Consider the following 17831-nt stretch of genomic DNA (forward strand, 5'->3'; position numbering starts at 1 on the left):
AGACGGCCATAGTGATCCGGTGGTCCCGAGTGGAAGGGCCATCGCTCAACGGATAAAAGGTACGCCGGGGATAACAGGCTGATGATGCCCAAGAGTCCATATCGACGGCATTGTTTGGCACCTCGATGTCGGCTCATCGCATCCTGGGGCTGGAGCAGGTCCCAAGGGTTTGGCTGTTCGCCAATTAAAGCGGTACGTGAGCTGGGTTTAGAACGTCGTGAGACAGTTCGGTCCCTATCTGCCGTGGGTGTCGGAAAATTGAGAGGAGCTGCCCCTAGTACGAGAGGACCGGGGTGGACGTATCTCTGGTGGACCTGTTGTTGCGCCAGCAGCATAGCAGGGTAGCTATATACGGACGGGATAACCGCTGAATGCATCTAAGCGGGAAGCCTCCCTCAAAACTAGTTTTCCCTTGAGAGTCGAGGAAGACCACCTCGTTGATAGGCCAGATGTGGAAGTGCGGTGACGCATGAAGCTGACTGGTACTAATAACTCGATTGGCTTGATCTCAACGATGTTCATGCACGGCGATTGCTTCGCCTGTGCATCAAGCACCTCATAAACAGGATTGTCTCTTCAAACATGAAATCTAACGCGCTGACCGGGTGGTTATTGCGGGGGGATCGCACCCGTTCCCATCCCGAACACGACCGTTAAGACCCCTAGCGCCGATGGTACTGCATCTCAAGGTGTGGGAGAGTAGGACGCCGCCCGGTCTGCACGTTAGATTTCATGATCCTCCACAAGCAATTTCAATCAAATCAACCGCGCTTCGGCGCGGTTTTTTTGTGTCTGGATTCCGGACATTTACCCTGAATTTCGCCGATATCGCCTGCACGGAGCGGCGCATCAGCCCTCGCCGGGCGGCTCTGTGGCCGACCCAGGCGCCTGCACGTCGCGTGCTTTGGCCCTGGCGCGGTCAGACGCGTTCGCGCAGCCACAGGCTGGCGAGGATTTTCAGGCCCGTCTGGACCGGTTCGCCCGCATGCAGCGTCATCGGGTCGCCCCGGCCGGCCGGATTGATATTGGCAAAGCTCAAGGCATCGCCGCGCTGGCCGGTCCAGCGGATGTCGAGGCGCGGAAACACCGTATCCCCGCCGGTAAATTCCTGGTTGAGCCGCACCAGAGAGGTCGCGACCCGCTGGCCGCGCCGGGCCAGGTCGGCCGAGGCGGCATGGCCATCCTCGCTGAGAAAATCGACATGCGGCCGGTATTGTTCACCGGGCCGGTAAAGCAGAACCGCCAGGGGCTCGCCCTGCTCGAAATCGCCGCCGGCCAGGCCAGCCATGCGCCGTTTGACCGCCCACAGGACAAGGTCCATCGCCCCGTCTGGCAGGGCGGCGGTCATCGACTGGCGGTGGGGATCGGGGCGTGTCTGTCCCGTGGCGCCATCAAAGATCTGCGCCGGCCGCAGCAGCGGCGCGGCCTGGGCCGCAAGATAATCGCACAGCACGGAGGGCATGAAGCCCGCCCGGCGCGCGACGAGCGGCTGTTCATTCAGGGTGTCGCTGGGCTGTGCGGGCAGGGCCTCGATCGTGGCCAGCAAGGCCTTGGCGTCGGGCCAGGCAAGGTCGGCATCGTCCCGGCTCGCTGGCACTGGCCGATCGGGCAGGGCGTTCGCGGCCGGCACCAGTGATGCGGCCAGTGGATGACCGGAACGGGCCAGTGCGGCGGCATGGCGGCGGATGTCGGGGCTTGATTGCCCGGCCTCGATCGCCAGCCGCAGAAGCGCCGCAACGGCTGCCGCGCTGCCGGCGGCCGCTGCGGCTTCCAGCACAGGCAGGGCCCGATCATTCGCACCAGACAGGCAGGACAGAAGGCCAATCTCGGCCATCGCCTGCGTATCGCCGCCGCGCGCCTCGTCAATCCGTTGCGACAGGGCCGCGGCGGGATCGGCCGTCATGCCATATCCGCTGGCGCGGATGAAACCGGCATGGCGGCGCATCAGGGGCTGATCGGGCGCGCTCAGCAGGGCCTCCGCTGCGGCGGCGCGGGCGCCGCCCGGGGCCGACGGGTCAGCGCTCATTTGCAGGAGAAGGCTCGCACAGCCCGCATCGCCGCTCCTCGTCGCCGCGCGCAAGCCGGACAGGGCCGCCTCGAAACGGCCGCCATGCCAGTCGGCCAGGGCGCGGTCGAAGGGATCGGATGGGGTTTGCCGGTTATCAGTCATGCCCACCAGTTTAGGCCATTTTCCGGCCCCGAGGTAAAGCGCAGCTATCGCCTTGACGCACCCGCGCAGCCAGCCTACATACGCGCTCCTTCCCCGGCGCGCCGCGGAAGCCATCCTGATGCGGGGTGGAGCAGTCCGGTAGCTCGTCAGGCTCATAACCTGAAGGTCATAGGTTCAAATCCTATCCCCGCACCCAAAGAAAGACCCGTCAACTCAATGAGTTGGCGGGTTTTTTGTATCTGGACGAGAGGGGGTTTCGGTGTGCGTGGTGGGGGCGGGACGCTTTGGGCTAGCGGGTGAGGTATTGAGCCTCTCCGGTTACCCAGCCCAGGTAGAACGGCCGTCCGGGCACCGTGTTCGACCGCGACAACTCGCCTGGTGTGGACCTCGCACCGATTTCGGTGGCGAATTCCGAGAAGTCATCGTGCCAGACCCGTTCTTGCGAAAAGGAGTGAACGATCATCAGCGCCAGGTCGGTCTTGAAACGCTCCGCTTCAATGATCGCAGACGCACACCGGTGGAAGAGTTGATAGCGCAGCTGCGGCGAGGGCGGGTAGCTGAGACCAAGGATTGCACACAGATGCTGCAATCGCTGCACCTTGCCGGGACTCGCATTCCGGAACCATTCCCCGACACTCGGCCCGAATGGTTCATCCACCTTGCCTTCGATCATCACAACCGCGGTTTGCGACCCAATTCGGCAGAGCAGGAAGGCATCATTCTGGCTGTCGGTAATCCCGCCGGGCAATGCGACCTTGTATTCGGGGATAATGATGAGCGGTTCGGGTATGTCGCCAATCGCGTCGGTGATCGTGGCGGAAACTTCCAGGGGAAGGCCATCTGCCTCTTCCCAGGAATAGGCCATTGATTTAGCAGAATGCCCGGTCTTCCAATGCCGGTCCGGCGCGGCGAGAAATTGCTTCCAGTCTTCCGGACCCGAGGATCGTCTGTAAATCGGCGGCATGAATTGGTATCCTCGAGTGCGGAGAGATTGCCCGGCCGCCATCTCACAATTTCTGAGAGGTCGCGGGCCCGGTAATCTATCGGAACAAGCTGCGAAAGGCACCCAATCCTCCATTAACCTCACCACTCGCCCGCCCGTCGCCCCTTGCCGCCTGCCATGCCCCGGCGCGTGCGCGCCCTTGATTTTTCCGGGCAGGACGCCACTTGATGGACTTGCGGATCATCACGTTGAGGACGAATCATGGCCGGCGGCTGGACCCGGGACGGGGCGATACAGGATCAGATTGATGACACCATCCTCGATGCGGTGACGCATGCGCGCAGCGCTCTGCCGACGGGGGCGAGTGCGGAATTCTGTGTCGAGTGCGGCGATGATATCCCCGAGCCCCGCCGGCTGGCCGTGCAGGGTGTCCAGACCTGTATTCTCTGCCAGTCAGAACGCGATGGTCAGCGCGCCGCTGCCGGTTTCAATCGCCGCGGCAGCAAGGACAGTCAGCTCAAATAGGCGGGGAAGGGGGGGCGCGGGACCGGTCCCGACGGCGCGATCACCCCGGCTCCACCATCCCCAGTCCCGCATAGAATCGCGCCGCGCCGGACGGGTTGTCGGCGGCGACTTTCAGGTCGATCTCATAAATTCCGCGTGCCTGGAACGTGGCGAAGACCTGCAGCATGAGGGCGCGTCCCAGGCCGCGGCCGCGCCAGCGGGCCGTAACCGCAATATCCTTGACGAAGCCCAGGCTCCAGCACTGGGCAAAGCCGGCCGGCTCGCCGGTGGCGGCATCCAGCGCGATGAAGCAGAGATCGGGACGGTATTCCGGATCGGCTGTCAGTGCCGGCCACCAGTCCTGGAAGGCGATGACATCGCCGCCGCCCGGCGTGTAGGCGATATTGAGCAAGGCACGCGCGGCGCGGGCATGGTGGTGCGGGTCAAACCTGGTGGGCCGGACGCCCTGCGGCCAGCACGGCTCATAGTGTTCAGCCGGGTCAATGTGTTTGCGAAGATGGATGGCGGTCGGGGCCAAGGGGCGACGTCTCCAGCGTGAGCTGCGATGCTACAGGCTTGGCCGGGGGCGTCAATTTGCGCGGCAGCCCGGCCGGGCTGCGCCTGTCGCCAGGATGAACACCCCACTCAGGCTTCGCTCAGGGGCGTTGGGTCAATCTCCCTGCAACAACGGCCCCGGACATTCCGCCCGGCGGCAAACAGGAGGAAGACCCATGTCACTTCGTCGCTTCTTTATGGCCGGTCTGGCGCTGGCTTCCCTCGCCGCCGTCAGCGGTACCGCCGATGCCCAGTCGCGATTCCGCAATAGCGCCGAAGCGCGCGAGGCGATGCGCAATCATCGCTCTGCGACCATGGAAACCAATTCGCGCGGCTCTTCGCCGGTGCTGAATATCTATCAGGATATGCGGCGCGGGCTGCAGCAGGGTGTTTCGGTCGACCAGCATGGCCGCAATAACGGCGCCTCGCTGTATCAGAACGGCCGCAATGGCACGATGTCGCTGCAGCAATACGGCAATGATCTCTCCGCCAGTCTCTACCAGAACGGCAATGGCAATATCGTCGCCGTCGCCCAGGTCGGTGAAGGCAGTACCGTCAATACGGTGCAGGAGGGCAATAACAATGTTCTCGGCGTGATCCAGGTCGGCAATGGCCAGAACCAGACCTATACGCAAGTCGGAAATGGCAATGCCGATATCATCATCAGCTTCGGCTGGTAGGCCATGAGGCGCCGCTGCCCGCATCCCGTGCGGTGCAGCGGCCTGTCCTGTCCTGTCCCGTCCTGTCCTGTTGTGTCGTGTCCGGTTCGGCCTTGATCAGCCCGCCCTGCCGGGTTCCAGCTGTGCCGCCAATTCGTCCAGACGGGCCGCGATATCGGTGAGCCGGACCGGGCGCTGCAACACCTCGGCCAGGCTTGGCGGCGGTGTCAGTCTCTGGCCGATCAGGGGCTCCACCGCATCAGCAAACTTGCAGGGATGCGCCGTAGCGGCGGCGATCCAGACCCGCTCGGCGCGCCGGGCCGGCGCCATGCGGGCATAGGCCTCCAGCGCCGTGGCGGTGTGCGGACAGGCGATATAGCCACTCGCCGCATGCGTCGACACGATGCGCTGGCGGATCGCCGCATCATCGACGCGCACGACATCCTCAACCAGATCCGCTCCAAACCCCGACAGGCGTTCGAAATTGCTCGGCGCGCCGACATCCATGGCATTGGCCAGGGTCGCGATCGACTGGCGCGCCGTGTACTGGCCGCTCGCATGCCAGTCGCTCAGCGTTGCATTGGCATTCGTCGCCAGCACGACCGGGCCGATCGGCAGGCCGCAGGCGCGCGCCAGCAGGGCGGCAAAGCCATTGCCCAGATTGCCGGTTGGCACGACCAGGCCGGGCCGGGTGCCGGTGCGGGCGAAAATTTCAAGACTGGCCTGGGCCCAATAGGCCATTTGCGGCAATAACCGACCGATACTGATGGAATTGGCCGAGCTCAGACCATGCCGGGCGCTGAGCGCTTTGTCGGCGAAGGCGGTTTTGACGAGGCGCTGGCAGGCATCGAAATCATCGTTCACCCGCAAGGCTGTCACCGGATCGCGCCAGCAGCATAATTGGCGTTCCTGGAAGGCCGAGATCCGGCCCTTGGGAAACAGGATCACGGCGCGGGCATGACGCGCCCCCTCGGCAGCACAGCCGACCGCACCGCCGGTATCACCCGATGTGGCGGCGAGCACGGTGATCGGGTTGTCGGGATTGGCGATGGCGTCGAAGGCACGAAACAGGAAGCGCGCACCGAAATCCTTGAAGGCTCCGGTCGGGCCATGAAACAGCTCGAGGACCTGCAAGCCCGGCTCGGCGGGGTCAGGGGTGACCAGCGGCAATGGAAAGTCGAAGGCCGAGGCGCAAATCCCGGGCAGGCTGTCGGCCAGGGCAGAGTCGGCGAAGAAGGGGCGCAGCAGACGGCCGGCGAGGGCGCCGAGATCCTGGTCCTCGGCAAAAGCGTTGGGCTCGAATTGCGGCAGGGTCTGCGGCAGGTAGAGACCGCCATCAGGCGCGACACCGGCGCGCAAGGCCTGGTCGGCGCTGACGAGCGGGGCATGGCCGCGTGTGCTGCGATATCTCATCTCACCGCCTCCAGCCGCAAGCCATCCGAGATCAGGGCCGCATGATAAGGCGTCGCGCCGCAATCAGCCGCGGCGAAGGCTGCGGCCATGGCCGCGCGGCAGGCATCGGCCTGCGCTTCGGGCACCCAGGCGAAGACGGACGGGCCGGAGCCGGAGAAGGAACAGCCCAGCGCGCCGGCCTCGAGGGCGGCGGCCTGGACCGGGGCGAGCTCGGGCAGAAGCGGAAGGCGCTGTGGCTCGATGAAGACATCGCGCAGGCCACTGGCGATCAGTTCCAGATCATTGCCGGCACAACCGGCGACGAAGCTGGCGATATTGCGGGCATGCTCGACGGCGATGTCCTTGGCGATATGATCCGCGAGAAGGTCGCGGGCGCGGCGGGTCTCGATCTTGCGATCGGGGTGAAACAGGATGCAGGCAATCCCGTCCGGCAGGGGCAGGCGGCGGATCAGTGGCGGGTCGAGCCGGGCGGCGATCACCAGACCGCCGAGCAGGGATGCCATGACATTGTCCCAGGGCGGTGGATCCGCCGAAACGCGCTCGCCCTGCATGGCCGGCAGCAGGAGATCGAGCGTCTGAAAGGGCGTGTCCAGCAGGGCATTGACGGCCCCGGCCGCCGCCACGGCCGAGGCCGCAGACCCGCCCATGCCGGCACTCAGCGGCACGCCCTTGTCGATATCGATGCGAACCCCGAATGAGGCGCCGGCGGCGTCGAGCACGGCGCTGGCCGCAGCGAGGGCGCAATTGCGCCCGACTTCGGCGGGCAGGCTGTCGACCAGGCCGCAGACCGTGCCGAGGCGCACGCCGGGCTCGCGCTCGCGGTGCGCGGTGACGCTGTCGCGCACGGCATCGAAGGCGAGGCCGAGCACGTCAAAGCCGACGCCGACATTACCGATACTGGCCGGCGCCGAGGCGCGGGCGGAACGGGCTGGAGATGTCATGCGCTGTCTTCCCCCGGCATTCGTGCCGCTTGCGCGGAGCGCTCCGGCTTGGACGTAGCCGGTACGGCCAGAGTGTTATCGAGCAGGCGCTGAATGTCGACAATATCGGCAAACACCGCTTCGGCGGTCGGCCAGCGGCCCGCGCCCTTGCCCTGCACATAAAGGGATTGGTGTGGCAGCTGAACGAGGAAGCCATTTTCCTCATTGCGCAGTTTTGCCAGCGGATTGTCGCGCTCCAGGGCACGCAGTTCGATGCGGGCCACCAGGCGGCCATCACCGCCGGCGCTGCAATGTCCGACCTGTTTGATCACCTGGTTCTGGTCCGCCGCGGCCTGCAGGCGCTCCGGCGTCAGCCCGGACAGGCTCTCCTTGGCGATATCGGCCGGGTCGAGGCGGATGCCGAAGGCGTGGCGGATGATGATGGAGAGTTTGTCGGCGGCATCATCGCCATCAATATCGCCGCGCGGATCGGCCTCGGCAAAGCCGAGCGCCTGGGCCTCGGCGATCGCGTCGGCGAGCAGGGCACCGTCGTCCAGCCGGCCGAGGATGAAATTACAGGTCCCGTTCATCACCCCCTCGACCGAGAGCACAGCGCCGCTCTGGCTGACCCGGTCGAGGGTTTCCAGGATGGGCGCGCCGCCACCGACAGCGGCGGAATAGCGCAAATGCCGGCCGGAATCCGCGGCCAGCTCGTGCAGGCGGTCGAAATCGAGTGCGATGACGGCCTTGTTGGCGGTCACCAGATGCAGGCCATCACGCAGGACGGACTGACTGAGAGCGCGCGCCACGCCGGTGCCGCCCATCGTCTCGACCACCAGATCGGGCTGGTCTTCCAGCGCTTCGGCCAGATCTTCGGTGAAGCGGACACCCGGTGCGCCGGTGGCCGCATGTTGCGCGGCGTCACGGACCAGGACGGGGTTGAGCCTGAAACGGCCGGGATGGGCGAGCAGATGCCGGCAGACACCGGCGCCGACCGAGCCATGGCCGAGCAGGGCGACGCGCAGGGGACGGACGCGGTGACGGGCGCCGATCTTCGGCGCCACCGGTCCGATCCGCGTTGCGAAGGCCTTGCCCAGGGCGGCGACCTCGATCACGACACCGAGCGCCTGGGCGGCCTGGATGGCCTTGTCCTGCACCAGGCCGCGGCTGACCCGTGCAGCCTCGGCATAATCGAGCTGGTCGAAACGATGGGCGTCGGGCACCCGCGCCGGATCATCGGTATAGACCCCGTCGACATCCTTGATCAGGCGCGCCCGGCTGGCGCCGAGCCAGTGGGCAAACATCACGGCCGTCAGATCTGTACCGCCGCGGCCCAGTGTTACCGGCCCGTCCGGACCTTCGCCGAAGAAGCCCGGGGCCACAATGACATCGGCCTGTTCGAAATGCGCCAGAACGCGCGCCGCGTCGAGACCGGTCAGGTTCGCATCCAGCGACGAACCTTCGGCCTTGAGACACATTTCATGTGGATCGAGGACCACCGCGCTGACGCCCGAGCGCTGCAGGGCCAGCCCCATCAGGGCGGCTGATTTGAGCTCGCCGCAGCGCACCAGGCGCGCCAGCATCGCATCATGGGCGCTTTGCCCGACCGCGGCACCGACCTCGAACAGGGCGTCGGTCTCGCCATCAAGCGCCGAGACAACGGCGACGACTTTTTCGCCAGCCCGCGTATGGCGATAGATTTCATGCGCGGCGCGGGCATAGTCATCCGGCGAGAGCAGGACTGAACTGCCGAATTTGAGGATGCTGAGCTTGGGGGCGGGGGCTGGGCTGGCTGGAGAGGTCACTGAACGGGTCCTTTGGGTGATCTGGATTTCAGGCATGAAAAAACCCGCTTCCGGGTGGGAGCGGGTCGGGTATCGGACGGATTTGAAAAATCGCTAGTCCACGCCAACCTGCCCCCTCATACCCGAGGTGGTCATGGTAATGGTCATGGACATGGTCGAGCCGGACGTCGCAAGGACGCCGTCGCCGCAGGCGGTGCGGCGCAGGATGTCAGAGCGGGTTACGGCAGAAAAGGGCATCATTATCCGGTCAGGCAAGGCCGTGCCCAAAAGCGGGCGCAGCGAAATTCTTTTGCAAGAAAGGCCCAGCCCATGCCGCAGGTCAAACATTTTTTGTCGCAAAACTGCATTTGACGCATCAAGCGAGCCAAAATGTCACGGGTCGCGTTTCCCGATCACCCGGATTTCAGACAGTAAAAAGCCCCGGCCGGATTGGGCCGGGGCTTGATCATGCGTGGCCATGCCGATGCTTATTCGGCGGCTGTTTCCAGTGTCTTGCCGGCATTTTCCAGTCTTGGAGCGGCCGCGCGGACATAGGGGGCGACATGGTTCTCAAAGGTTTTGAAATTCTCGATGAACATGCCGACCAGCTTGCTTGCCTGGGCGTCATAGGCCGCCTGGTCATGCCAGGTCGAGCGCGGGTCGAGGACTGAAGAATCGACACCATCGACGGCAATCGGAACCATGAAGCCGAAATTCGGGTCCTCGCGGAAGGCGGCGGTTTTCAGCGAGCCGTCGAGGGCGGCATTCAGCAGGCCGCGCGTGGCCTTGATCGGCATGCGCTTGCCGGTGCCATAGGCGCCGCCGGTCCAGCCGGTATTGACCAGCCAGCAATCGACATTGTGCGTCGCGATCAGTTCACGCAGCAGGGCACCATATTCAGCCGGATGACGCGGCATGAAAGGCGCGCCGAAACAGGCGGAGAAGGTGGCGCTTGGCTCGGTGACGCCCTTCTCGGTGCCGGCGACCTTGGCCGTATAGCCCGACAGGAAGTGATACATGGCCTGGGCCGGGGTGAGGCGGGCAATCGGTGGCATGATGCCGAAGGCGTCGCAGGTCAGCATGACCAGGTTCTTCGGATGGCCACAAGTGCCGGATTCGCTGGCATTGTGGATGGCGCTGAGCGGATAGGCGCCGCGGCTGTTCTCGGCCAGTGAGGCGTCGTCGAGGTCGAGTACGCGGGTGACCGGGTCCATCACGACGTTTTCAAGCACGGTGCCCCACATCTTGGTGGTGGCATGGATCTCCGGCTCGGCCTCGGCCGAGAGCTTGATCATCTTGGCGTAGCAACCGCCTTCGAAATTGAACAAGCCATTGGGCGACCAGCCATGCTCGTCATCGCCGACAAGGGTGCGGCTGGCATCGGCCGACAGGGTCGTCTTGCCGGTGCCGGAGAGACCGAAAAAGATCGCGGCGTCGTCATCCTTGCCGACATTGACCGAGCAATGCATCGGCATCACGCCCTTGGCTGGCAGGAGATAATTGAGGATGGTGAAGACGGATTTCTTGGTTTCACCGGCATAGGATGTGCCGCCGATCAGAACCAGTTTGCGGGTGAAGTCGACACCGATCACGGTTTCCGACCGGCAGCCATGACGCGCTGGATCGGCCTTGAAATCGGGCAGGTTGATAATGGTGAATTCGGCCTGGAAATCCCGGTATTCGTCTTCGGTCGGCAGGCGCAGCAAATGGCGGATGAAGAGCGAGTGCCAGGCCAGGTCATTGATGACGCGCACGGACAGGCGATGATCCTTGTCGGCGCCGCCAAACAACTGCTGCACATACAAGTCCTTGCCGGCCATATGGCTGCGGAAATCCTGCCACAGCGTGTCGAAATGGGCGGGGTCGATGGCGGCGTTATTGTCCCACCAGACCTGGTCTTCGGTATCGGTATCGCGAACGGTGAACTTGTCCTTGGCAGAGCGGCCGGTATGGATGCCGGTCTTGACGACCAGGGCACCGCCCTCGGCGACTTCGGCTTCCTTGCCCTGCACGGCGGCTTCGTAGAGCCGGGCCTCATTCCAGTTGAGATGGACGGTCCCGGCCTGGATACCCATGGCCGCGAGGCCGCCATCGTGACGTTCGGATGTCGACATGATCTCTTAATCCCCTGTGGCCCCCTCATCTGTCGGAGAGGTAACCGTCATTGCCTGCAGCACGCCGCGGGGTTTCCCCACTTGTCCGGCGCGACGCGCTCATTTCTCCGGAGAACGCAAGTGTCTTGCCAGTTCCGGCGAACCGTCATGAAATGTCGCGGTACCAGATCAGCTTGATCCAGAAAAGCCCAAAAGGCACGCAAGAAATCGAAAACGAAACCGGAAATCGCCATGCTATCGAAATCAATAATCTCCTGTGCAGTGTCTGCCATCCTCGCCAGCGCTGCTTCCGCGCAGGCTGAGGACAGGCAAACTATGCCTGAGCTTGAAGCGCGTTTCATGACCATGGCACTCGATTGTGTTCAGCGGGAATACCCTAACAAGATCAGCCATGTGCTGGCTTCGGATGCCGACGCGCAAGCGCCGCACGAGCTGCATCCGGCCTTTTATGGCTGTTTCGACTGGCATTCGTCTGTGCATGGCCATTGGCTGCTGGTTCGCCTGTTGCGCACCATGCCGGAGGGCGCCATGAGCGAGGCCGCCACCGCAGCGCTGGACAGCAATCTGACGCCTGAAAATATTGCCGGTGAGGTCGCCTATTTCGAGGCCGAGGGCCGCGCCGCCTTTGAACGGCCCTATGGTCTGGCCTGGCTGCTGCAGCTGGGCGCTGAATTGCGTGAATGGGACGATCCGCGCGCCCGGCGCTGGGGCGCGGCGATTGCGCCGCTCGAACAGATCGTGTCAGACCGGTACAGGAGCTGGCTGCCCAATCTCGCCTATCCAATCCGGATCGGCACCCATAACCAGTCTGCCTTTGCGCTGGGCCTGGGGCTCGACTGGGCGCGCGAGGCCGGGGATGTGGATCTGGAAGGCCTGATCATCGCCAAGGCGATGGAATTTCATGCCGAAGACCGCAATTGCCCGATCGGCTATGAGCCGTCCGGGGAGGATTTCCTCTCGCCCTGCCTGATGGAAGCCGATCTCATGCGGCGTGTCATGCCGGCGGCGGATTATGTGACCTGGCTCGACGCCTTTCTGCCGGATATCCCGCGCGACGGATCGGCCGACTGGCTCGCATCGGGAATCGTGCTCGATGCCAGTGATGGCAAGCTGGTGCATCTTGATGGCGTCAATCTCTCACGGGCCTGGGCGCTGGAGGGTATTGCCGAGGCCCTGCCGGCCGGAGATACACGCCGCGAATCCCTGCTCGCCGCTGCGGCGGCGCATGAAGAGGTCGGGACACGCTCGGTCAATGGCGAGGATTATGCGGGCGGTCACTGGCTGGCCAGTTTCGCCACCTATCTGGTGACCCGGCGCGGGGTCGACGCCCCGGCCTGGCGCGCCTTGCCTGAAGACGCGCTGCCCGAGTAATCACTCCGGCAGGGGAATATGTTCGGTTTCTCCGGCGGGCAGGGTGAAACGCCCCTCCGCCGGGAAGCCGGCCGCGGCCGCCTCGACCCAGTCGCGCCTGGCGTCGGTCAGCAAGGCGGCATCGCTGGCGACGAAATTCCAGAAAATCTCGCGCTTGCCGAGCGGTGCGCCGCCGCACAGCATCACGATACTGTCCGCATCGGCGGTCAATTGCGGCGCACTGCCCGGCGTGAGCACGGCCATTTCGCCCGGTTGCAGGGCTTCGTCATCGAGGGCGGCCTGGCCGCTGACCAGATAGATGGCGCGCTCCTCATGTTCGATATCGAGTTTGACATCGGTGCCGGCGGGCAGGCGTCCGTGCAGGTAGAAGATCGGCGAGAAGACATCAGCCGGTGCCTCCTGGCCCCAGGCGGTGCCGAGAATCAGCCGGAAGCGGGCGCAGCCGCGATAGAATTCCGGCAGGCTGGCCGCCGGATGGTGGTGAAAGGCCGGCGCGACATCTTCCTGGCCGGCGGGCAGGGCGACCCAGGTCTGGATGCCGTGAATGCGGTGGCCATTGGCACGTTCCGGCGGCGGTGTGCGTTCGGAATGAACGACGCCCCGGCCGGCCGTCATCCAGTTGACATCGCCGGGACGGATGACGGCATCAATCCCCAGACTGTCCTGGTGGCGCAGGGCGCCGTCGAACAGGTAGGTCACGGTTGCCAGCCCGATATGGGGGTGGGCGCGGACATCGATTCCGGTGCCGGGCTCGAAGACCGCCGGTCCCATCTGGTCGAAGAAAATGAAGGGGCCGACCATGCGCTGGCGCGGTGCCGGCAGGACGCGGCGAACTTCAAATCCGCCCAGGTCGCGGGTGCGCCCCTCTATTTTCCGATCGATAACTGTCGACATTGTGATGGCTCCCGCCTGGCTGGACTGATGGCTGGCGCTTGCGCCGCGCGCTTCAATATCCATAGTGCATGCATCAATGTGTGGGGAGGTCTTCATGAAATCAATTATCGCAACTGCCGCAGCCCTGATCCTGGCGGGCCATGCCTTTGCCCAGGACAGTTTCGAACTCGATCCGGCGCAGGCCGCGACCGCCGAGGCCCTGGTCGCCGAGGCGCTCGAGAGTGATCTCGCCTGGTCCATCGTCGAATCGCTGACAACCGAAGTCGGCCCGCGCATGCCCGGCAGTGAAGCGGAAGTCCGCGCCCGCGCCTGGGGCGAAGCGCTGGGGCAATCGCTCAGCTTTGACCGCGTGACGATCGAACCTTTCACCATGCCCTTCTGGGATCGCGGCGAACTCGAGATTTCGATCACCTCGCCCTATACCCAGGCCCTGCACGGTTCCGCGCTTGGCGGTTCCGGCGCCTCGCCGCGCTCCGGCCCGGTCGAGAGTGATGTCGTGTATTTCCGCGATATCAATGCGCTCACCGCCGTCGCCGACGGATCGCTCGAGGGCAAGATCGTCTTCGTTGACGGCGATGCCATGGTCGCGACCCAGACCGGTGCCGGCTATGGCCCTGCGAACAATCGCCGCCGCATTGGCTGGCAGCATGCCGAACGGGCCGGTGCCGACGCCATCGTCGTGCGCTCGGTCGGATCCGATTTCCACCGCAATCCCCATACCGGCATGATCTCCTCGATGGATGGTGAGTGGGCGAATATCCCCGTCATCGCCATCTCCAATCCGGACGCCGATCATTTGCGCCGCCTGCACCATACCGGTGCGCCTTTGGCGATGCAGATCCGCGCCACCGCCGGCTGGCATGGTGATGTGACCAGCGGCAATGTCGTGCTGGATATTGTCGGCAGCGAATTGCCTGACGAAATCGTGCTGATCGGCGGCCATCTCGACAGCTGGGATCTGGGTACAGGCGCGATCGATGACGGTGCCGGCATTGCCATCACCGTTGCCGCCGCAGAGCTGATCGCCCGTCTGCCCGAACGTCCACGCCGCACCATTCGCGTCGTCATGTTCGGCGCCGAGGAAGTTGGTCTGCTCGGCGCGCGCGCCTATGCCCAGCAACATGCCGAGGAAGTGGGCAATCACGTGCTGGCGACCGAGTCCGATTTCGGTGCCGGGCGCATCTGGCAACTGGTCTCCAATGTCGATGCCGCCGCCAATCCGGCGATTGACGCGGTCGGCCAGATCATCGCGCCGCTCGGCATTCTGCGCGGCGGCAGCAATGTCCCCGGTGGCGGGCCCGACATCATCCCGCTCGCCATGGCCGGTGTGCCGACGGTCCGGCTGAACCAGGACGGAATGGATTATTTCGACCTGCACCACACGCCGGACGATACGCTCGACAAGATCGATCCGGAGGCGCTGGCCCAGAATGTCGCCGCCTATGCCGCGCTGGTCTATCTGGCCGCCAATATGGATGTCGAATTCCGCACGCCGGCCGAAGAGGCTGCGGCCGAGGAGTAGGTCGCGCCGCGTTTTCGGACGGGCACTGAATGAATGGCAGGCTTCCGGCAAGTTAGCGGAAGCCTGCCGGCCAGTTTGCAGACAGCCTGCAGGGGATTAACCGGTGAATATCAAGCATGCCGCCGCACGCACGGGTCTGCCGGCCAAAACCATCCGTTATTATGAGAGTATCGGCCTGCTATCACCGCTGCGGGCCGGGAATGGCTATCGCGATTATCGCGATGCCGATCTGCACAAGCTCGGCTTCCTCGCCCGCGCCCGGGCGCTGGGTTTTTCGATCGAGGATTGCCGCCATTTGCTGTCGCTGGACAGCGACGCCTCACGCTCCAGCAGCGAGGTCAAAGCCTTGGCGCAGCAACATATTCGCCAGATCGGCGACAAGATTTCCGAGCTGAAAGCGATGCGCGCCACACTCCAGAATCTGGCCTCCGCCTGTCAGGGAAATGACCGGCCCGATTGCCCGATCATGGATGAGTTGTCAGGGCTTGCGCCAGGCAATTATGCCGCATCGGGCAAGGCCTTGCCGGCGGACTAGGTTTTGCTTGACCTTCCAGTAACTGGAAGGATTAAACCCATGCCATCACGTCGGAAAGGTATGGGTCATGACGACCGGTCACCAGGGAAAAACGTCCGCCTGTTGCGGTGGATCGCACCACAGCGGCGAAGCGGTCGCGATCGATCCGGTCTGCGGCATGAGCGTGGATACTGCCGCCGGAAAACCGCAGTTCGAGCATGGCGGCGCGACCTATCATTTCTGCTCGGCCCGCTGCCATGAGCGTTTCGCCGCCGACCCGGAACACGTCCTCAGCGGCGCTCACCGGCAGGCGGCCTCCCAGGCGCCCTCGGGCACGCAATATACCTGTCCGATGGACCCGGAAATCGTCCAGGACGGACCGGGCACCTGTCCCATTTGCGGCATGGCACTGGAACCGATGGGCGTGCCGGCCGGCGATGCCGGTCCCAATCCCGAACTGGTTGATTTCCGTCGCCGTTTCTTCTGGAGCAGCTGGCTGACTGTGCCACTGGTCCTGTTGGCGATGGGGCCGATGATCGGGCTTGGATTCATTCGCGATTTCGTCGGCGAGGGCCGGGCCCTGTGGCTTGAGCTCGCGCTCGCCACGCCGGTGGTCATATGGGCCGGCTGGCCCTTCCTGCAACGCGCTGTGCAATCGCTGCGCAGCGGCCATCTCAACATGTTCACCCTGATCGGGCTCGGTGTCAGCGCAGCCTATCTCTACAGCCTGACAGCCGTGCTCTTCCCGTCGATCTTTCCGGCGGAATTTCGCCATACGGGCGGTCATGTTGCGGTGTATTTCGAAGCCGCAGCCGTCATCACCGTCCTGGTCCTGCTGGGACAAATCCTCGAACTGGGCGCCCGTGAGCGCACCGGCACAGCGATCCGCGCCCTGCTGGACCTGGCGCCGAAGACGGCTCGCATCATCCGCGAAGACGGCACAGACGCGGATGTCGCGCTAGAGAGCGTAAAGGCCGGCGATCATCTGCGGGTCCGTCCCGGCGAGAAAATCCCCGTCGACGGGCAGGTTGTCTCGGGCAATTCATCGGTCGATGAATCCATGCTGACGGGCGAAGCCCTGCCGGTCGAAAAGACGGCCGGTGACAGTGTCACCGGAGCGACCATCAATGGCTCCGGCGGGCTGGTGGTCGAGGCGCGCCGCGTCGGTGCTGACAGCGTGCTCAGCCAGATTGTTGACATGGTCGCCAAGGCCCAGCGCAGCCGCGCCCCGATCCAGAAATTCGCCGACCTGGTTGCAGGATGGTTCGTCCCGGCCGTGATCGGTGTCGCCATTCTCGCCTTCATCGGCTGGTCGATCTGGGCGCCGCCGCCTGCCATGGCACATGCCCTGATCGCCGCCGTATCCGTGTTGATCATTGCCTGTCCCTGTGCGCTGGGGCTGGCCACGCCAATGTCGGTCATGACAGCGGCCGGTCGCGGTGCCCAGGCGGGCGTGCTGATCCGTGACGCCGAGGCGCTCGAGCGCTTTGAAAAGGTCGATATCCTGCTGGTCGACAAGACCGGAACACTCACCCTCGGCAAGCCCAGCCTGGTCGGCGTCGAGAGCGCGCCGGGCCAGTCAGACGACACAGTGCTGGGTCTGGCCGCAGCGCTGGAGCGGGGCTCGGAACACCCGCTTGCCGAGGCGATCCTGAAGGGGGCGAAGGCGAGGGGGCTTGTCTTGCCGACAGCCGAGGACTTCCAGTCCGTCACCGGCAAGGGCATCACCGGGCGTGTCGATGGCCAGTCGGTGGCGCTCGGCAATGCCGCACTGATGGCTGATATGGCGGCTGATCCGGCGGGCTTGATGGCCGCCGCCAATGCGCGACGCGATGCGGGTGAGACGGTGATGTTCCTGGCGGTCGACGGGACCTGCGCCGGTTTCGTGGCCGTCGCTGATCCGATCAAGGACACAACGCGAACGGCGCTCAAGGACCTCGCCGCTGCCGGCATCCACGTCATTATGGCGACGGGCGATAATGAGCGGACGGCGAAAGCCGTCGCCGCCGAGCTCGGCATCACAGATTTCCACGCCGGTGTCATGCCGGCAGGCAAGGCGAAACTGATCGAGGATCTCCAGGCCGCCGGCCACCGCGTCGCCATGGCGGGCGACGGGGTCAATGATGCTCCGGCGCTGGCCCGCGCCGATGTCGGTATCGCCATGGGCACCGGCGCCGATGTCGCGATCGAGAGCGCCGGTATCACCCTGGTGAAGGGCGATCTGACTGGCATTGTGCGCGCCCGCCATCTGGCGAAGGCGACGATGCGTAATATCCGCCAGAACCTGTTTTTCGCGATGATCTATAATGCCGCCGGGGTTCCGGTCGCAGCGGGTATTCTCTATCCGGTGTTCGGCCTGCTGATCTCGCCCATGTTTGCCGCCGCAGCGATGAGCCTCTCATCGGTTTCGGTGATTTCCAACGCGTTGCGTCTGCGCAGCGTCAAACTCTGATCGGGCCCTGCGATTG

At 64.5% G+C, this 17831-nt stretch carries 15 protein-coding genes, 1 tRNA gene and 2 rRNA genes (1 of these 18 only partly in view); 9 read left to right on the forward strand and 9 right to left on the reverse strand.

Annotated features, from left to right (window positions below; all coding sequences use genetic code 11):
• Window positions 1-510 (forward strand): 23S ribosomal RNA (locus tag BLT42_RS12975) (it extends 2285 nt beyond the left edge of the window).
• Window positions 511-601: 91 nt separating this feature from the next.
• Window positions 602-716: ribosomal RNA gene (rrf, locus tag BLT42_RS12980) — 5S ribosomal RNA — on the forward strand.
• Between the two features lie 203 nt (window positions 717-919).
• On the opposite strand, the gene BLT42_RS12985 is transcribed toward rrf, so the two are convergent.
• Window positions 920-2170 carry a prolyl hydroxylase family protein gene (locus BLT42_RS12985; RefSeq protein WP_176780361.1) on the reverse strand — a complete coding sequence of 417 codons (1251 nt, stop codon included), beginning with the start codon at window positions 2168-2170 and terminating at the stop codon, window positions 920-922.
• Window positions 2171-2289: 119 nt separating this feature from the next.
• On the opposite strand from BLT42_RS12985, the gene BLT42_RS12990 reads away from it, so the two are divergent.
• Window positions 2290-2366 (forward strand) — tRNA-Met (locus BLT42_RS12990).
• A gap of 93 nt (window positions 2367-2459) precedes the next feature.
• On the opposite strand, the gene BLT42_RS12995 is transcribed toward BLT42_RS12990, so the two are convergent.
• Complete coding sequence (locus BLT42_RS12995; protein ID WP_143024149.1) at window positions 2460-3176, reverse strand: DUF6946 family protein; 717 nt, start codon at window positions 3174-3176, stop codon at window positions 2460-2462.
• Between the two features lie 198 nt (window positions 3177-3374).
• On the opposite strand from BLT42_RS12995, the gene BLT42_RS13000 reads away from it, so the two are divergent.
• A complete protein-coding gene (locus BLT42_RS13000; RefSeq protein ID WP_091771486.1) occupies window positions 3375-3638 on the forward strand; it encodes a DksA/TraR family C4-type zinc finger protein in 264 nt (87 codons plus the stop codon).
• Between the two features lie 40 nt (window positions 3639-3678).
• Here the strand turns inward: BLT42_RS13000 and BLT42_RS13005 are convergent, their stop codons facing one another.
• Entirely contained in the window at window positions 3679-4155 is a 477-nt protein-coding gene (locus BLT42_RS13005) for a GNAT family N-acetyltransferase (protein ID WP_091771488.1), read from the reverse strand.
• A 193-nt stretch (window positions 4156-4348) separates the two neighbouring features.
• Between BLT42_RS13005 and BLT42_RS13010 the strand changes: the two genes are divergently transcribed.
• Entirely contained in the window at window positions 4349-4852 is a 504-nt protein-coding gene (locus BLT42_RS13010; protein ID WP_091771490.1) for a hypothetical protein, read from the forward strand.
• A gap of 96 nt (window positions 4853-4948) precedes the next feature.
• Here the strand turns inward: BLT42_RS13010 and thrC are convergent, their stop codons facing one another.
• The 5 genes from thrC to BLT42_RS13035 all read right to left on the reverse strand — a co-directional run bounded on the left by thrC (window position 4949) and on the right by BLT42_RS13035 (window position 11062).
• A complete protein-coding gene (gene thrC / locus BLT42_RS13015) occupies window positions 4949-6244 on the reverse strand; it encodes a threonine synthase (RefSeq protein WP_091771492.1) in 1296 nt (431 codons plus the stop codon).
• A complete protein-coding gene (locus BLT42_RS13020) occupies window positions 6241-7185 on the reverse strand; it encodes a homoserine kinase (RefSeq protein WP_091771494.1) in 945 nt (314 codons plus the stop codon). Before BLT42_RS13020 ends, thrC begins: the two co-directional genes overlap by 4 nt.
• Entirely contained in the window at window positions 7182-8969 is a 1788-nt protein-coding gene (locus BLT42_RS13025; protein WP_233342488.1) for a homoserine dehydrogenase, read from the reverse strand. The genes BLT42_RS13020 and BLT42_RS13025 overlap by 4 nt, the downstream gene beginning before the upstream one ends.
• A gap of 93 nt (window positions 8970-9062) precedes the next feature.
• Window positions 9063-9209: a hypothetical protein gene (locus BLT42_RS15270; RefSeq protein ID WP_233342490.1), complete on the reverse strand. Its 147-nt coding sequence runs from the start codon at window positions 9207-9209 to the stop codon at window positions 9063-9065.
• A 227-nt stretch (window positions 9210-9436) separates the two neighbouring features.
• Window positions 9437-11062 carry a phosphoenolpyruvate carboxykinase gene (locus tag BLT42_RS13035; RefSeq protein ID WP_091771500.1) on the reverse strand — a complete coding sequence of 542 codons (1626 nt, stop codon included), beginning with the start codon at window positions 11060-11062 and terminating at the stop codon, window positions 9437-9439.
• 231 nt (window positions 11063-11293) lie between these two features.
• Here BLT42_RS13035 and BLT42_RS13040 point away from each other — a divergent pair, with 231 nt between their 5' ends.
• Window positions 11294-12433 (forward strand): DUF2891 domain-containing protein, encoded by a 1140-nt coding sequence (locus BLT42_RS13040; RefSeq protein WP_091771502.1) that lies wholly within the window; start codon window positions 11294-11296, stop codon window positions 12431-12433.
• Here the strand turns inward: BLT42_RS13040 and BLT42_RS13045 are convergent, their stop codons facing one another.
• Window positions 12434-13327 (reverse strand): pirin family protein, encoded by an 894-nt coding sequence (locus tag BLT42_RS13045; RefSeq protein WP_091771568.1) that lies wholly within the window; start codon window positions 13325-13327, stop codon window positions 12434-12436.
• 94 nt (window positions 13328-13421) lie between these two features.
• Between BLT42_RS13045 and BLT42_RS13050 the strand changes: the two genes are divergently transcribed.
• The 3 genes from BLT42_RS13050 (at window position 13422) to BLT42_RS13060 (ending at window position 17815) form a co-directional block, all read left to right on the forward strand.
• A complete protein-coding gene (locus tag BLT42_RS13050; RefSeq protein WP_091771504.1) occupies window positions 13422-14849 on the forward strand; it encodes a M20/M25/M40 family metallo-hydrolase in 1428 nt (475 codons plus the stop codon).
• 103 nt (window positions 14850-14952) lie between these two features.
• Entirely contained in the window at window positions 14953-15384 is a 432-nt protein-coding gene (gene cueR / locus BLT42_RS13055) for a Cu(I)-responsive transcriptional regulator (RefSeq protein ID WP_091771506.1), read from the forward strand.
• A gap of 67 nt (window positions 15385-15451) precedes the next feature.
• A complete protein-coding gene (locus BLT42_RS13060; protein ID WP_091771507.1) occupies window positions 15452-17815 on the forward strand; it encodes a heavy metal translocating P-type ATPase in 2364 nt (787 codons plus the stop codon).
• The last annotated feature ends 16 nt before the right edge of the window (window positions 17816-17831 follow it).

Origin of the sequence: Maricaulis salignorans (genome assembly GCF_900103475.1) — a bacterium.
Classification (GTDB): Bacteria; Pseudomonadota; Alphaproteobacteria; order Caulobacterales; family Maricaulaceae; genus Maricaulis; species Maricaulis salignorans.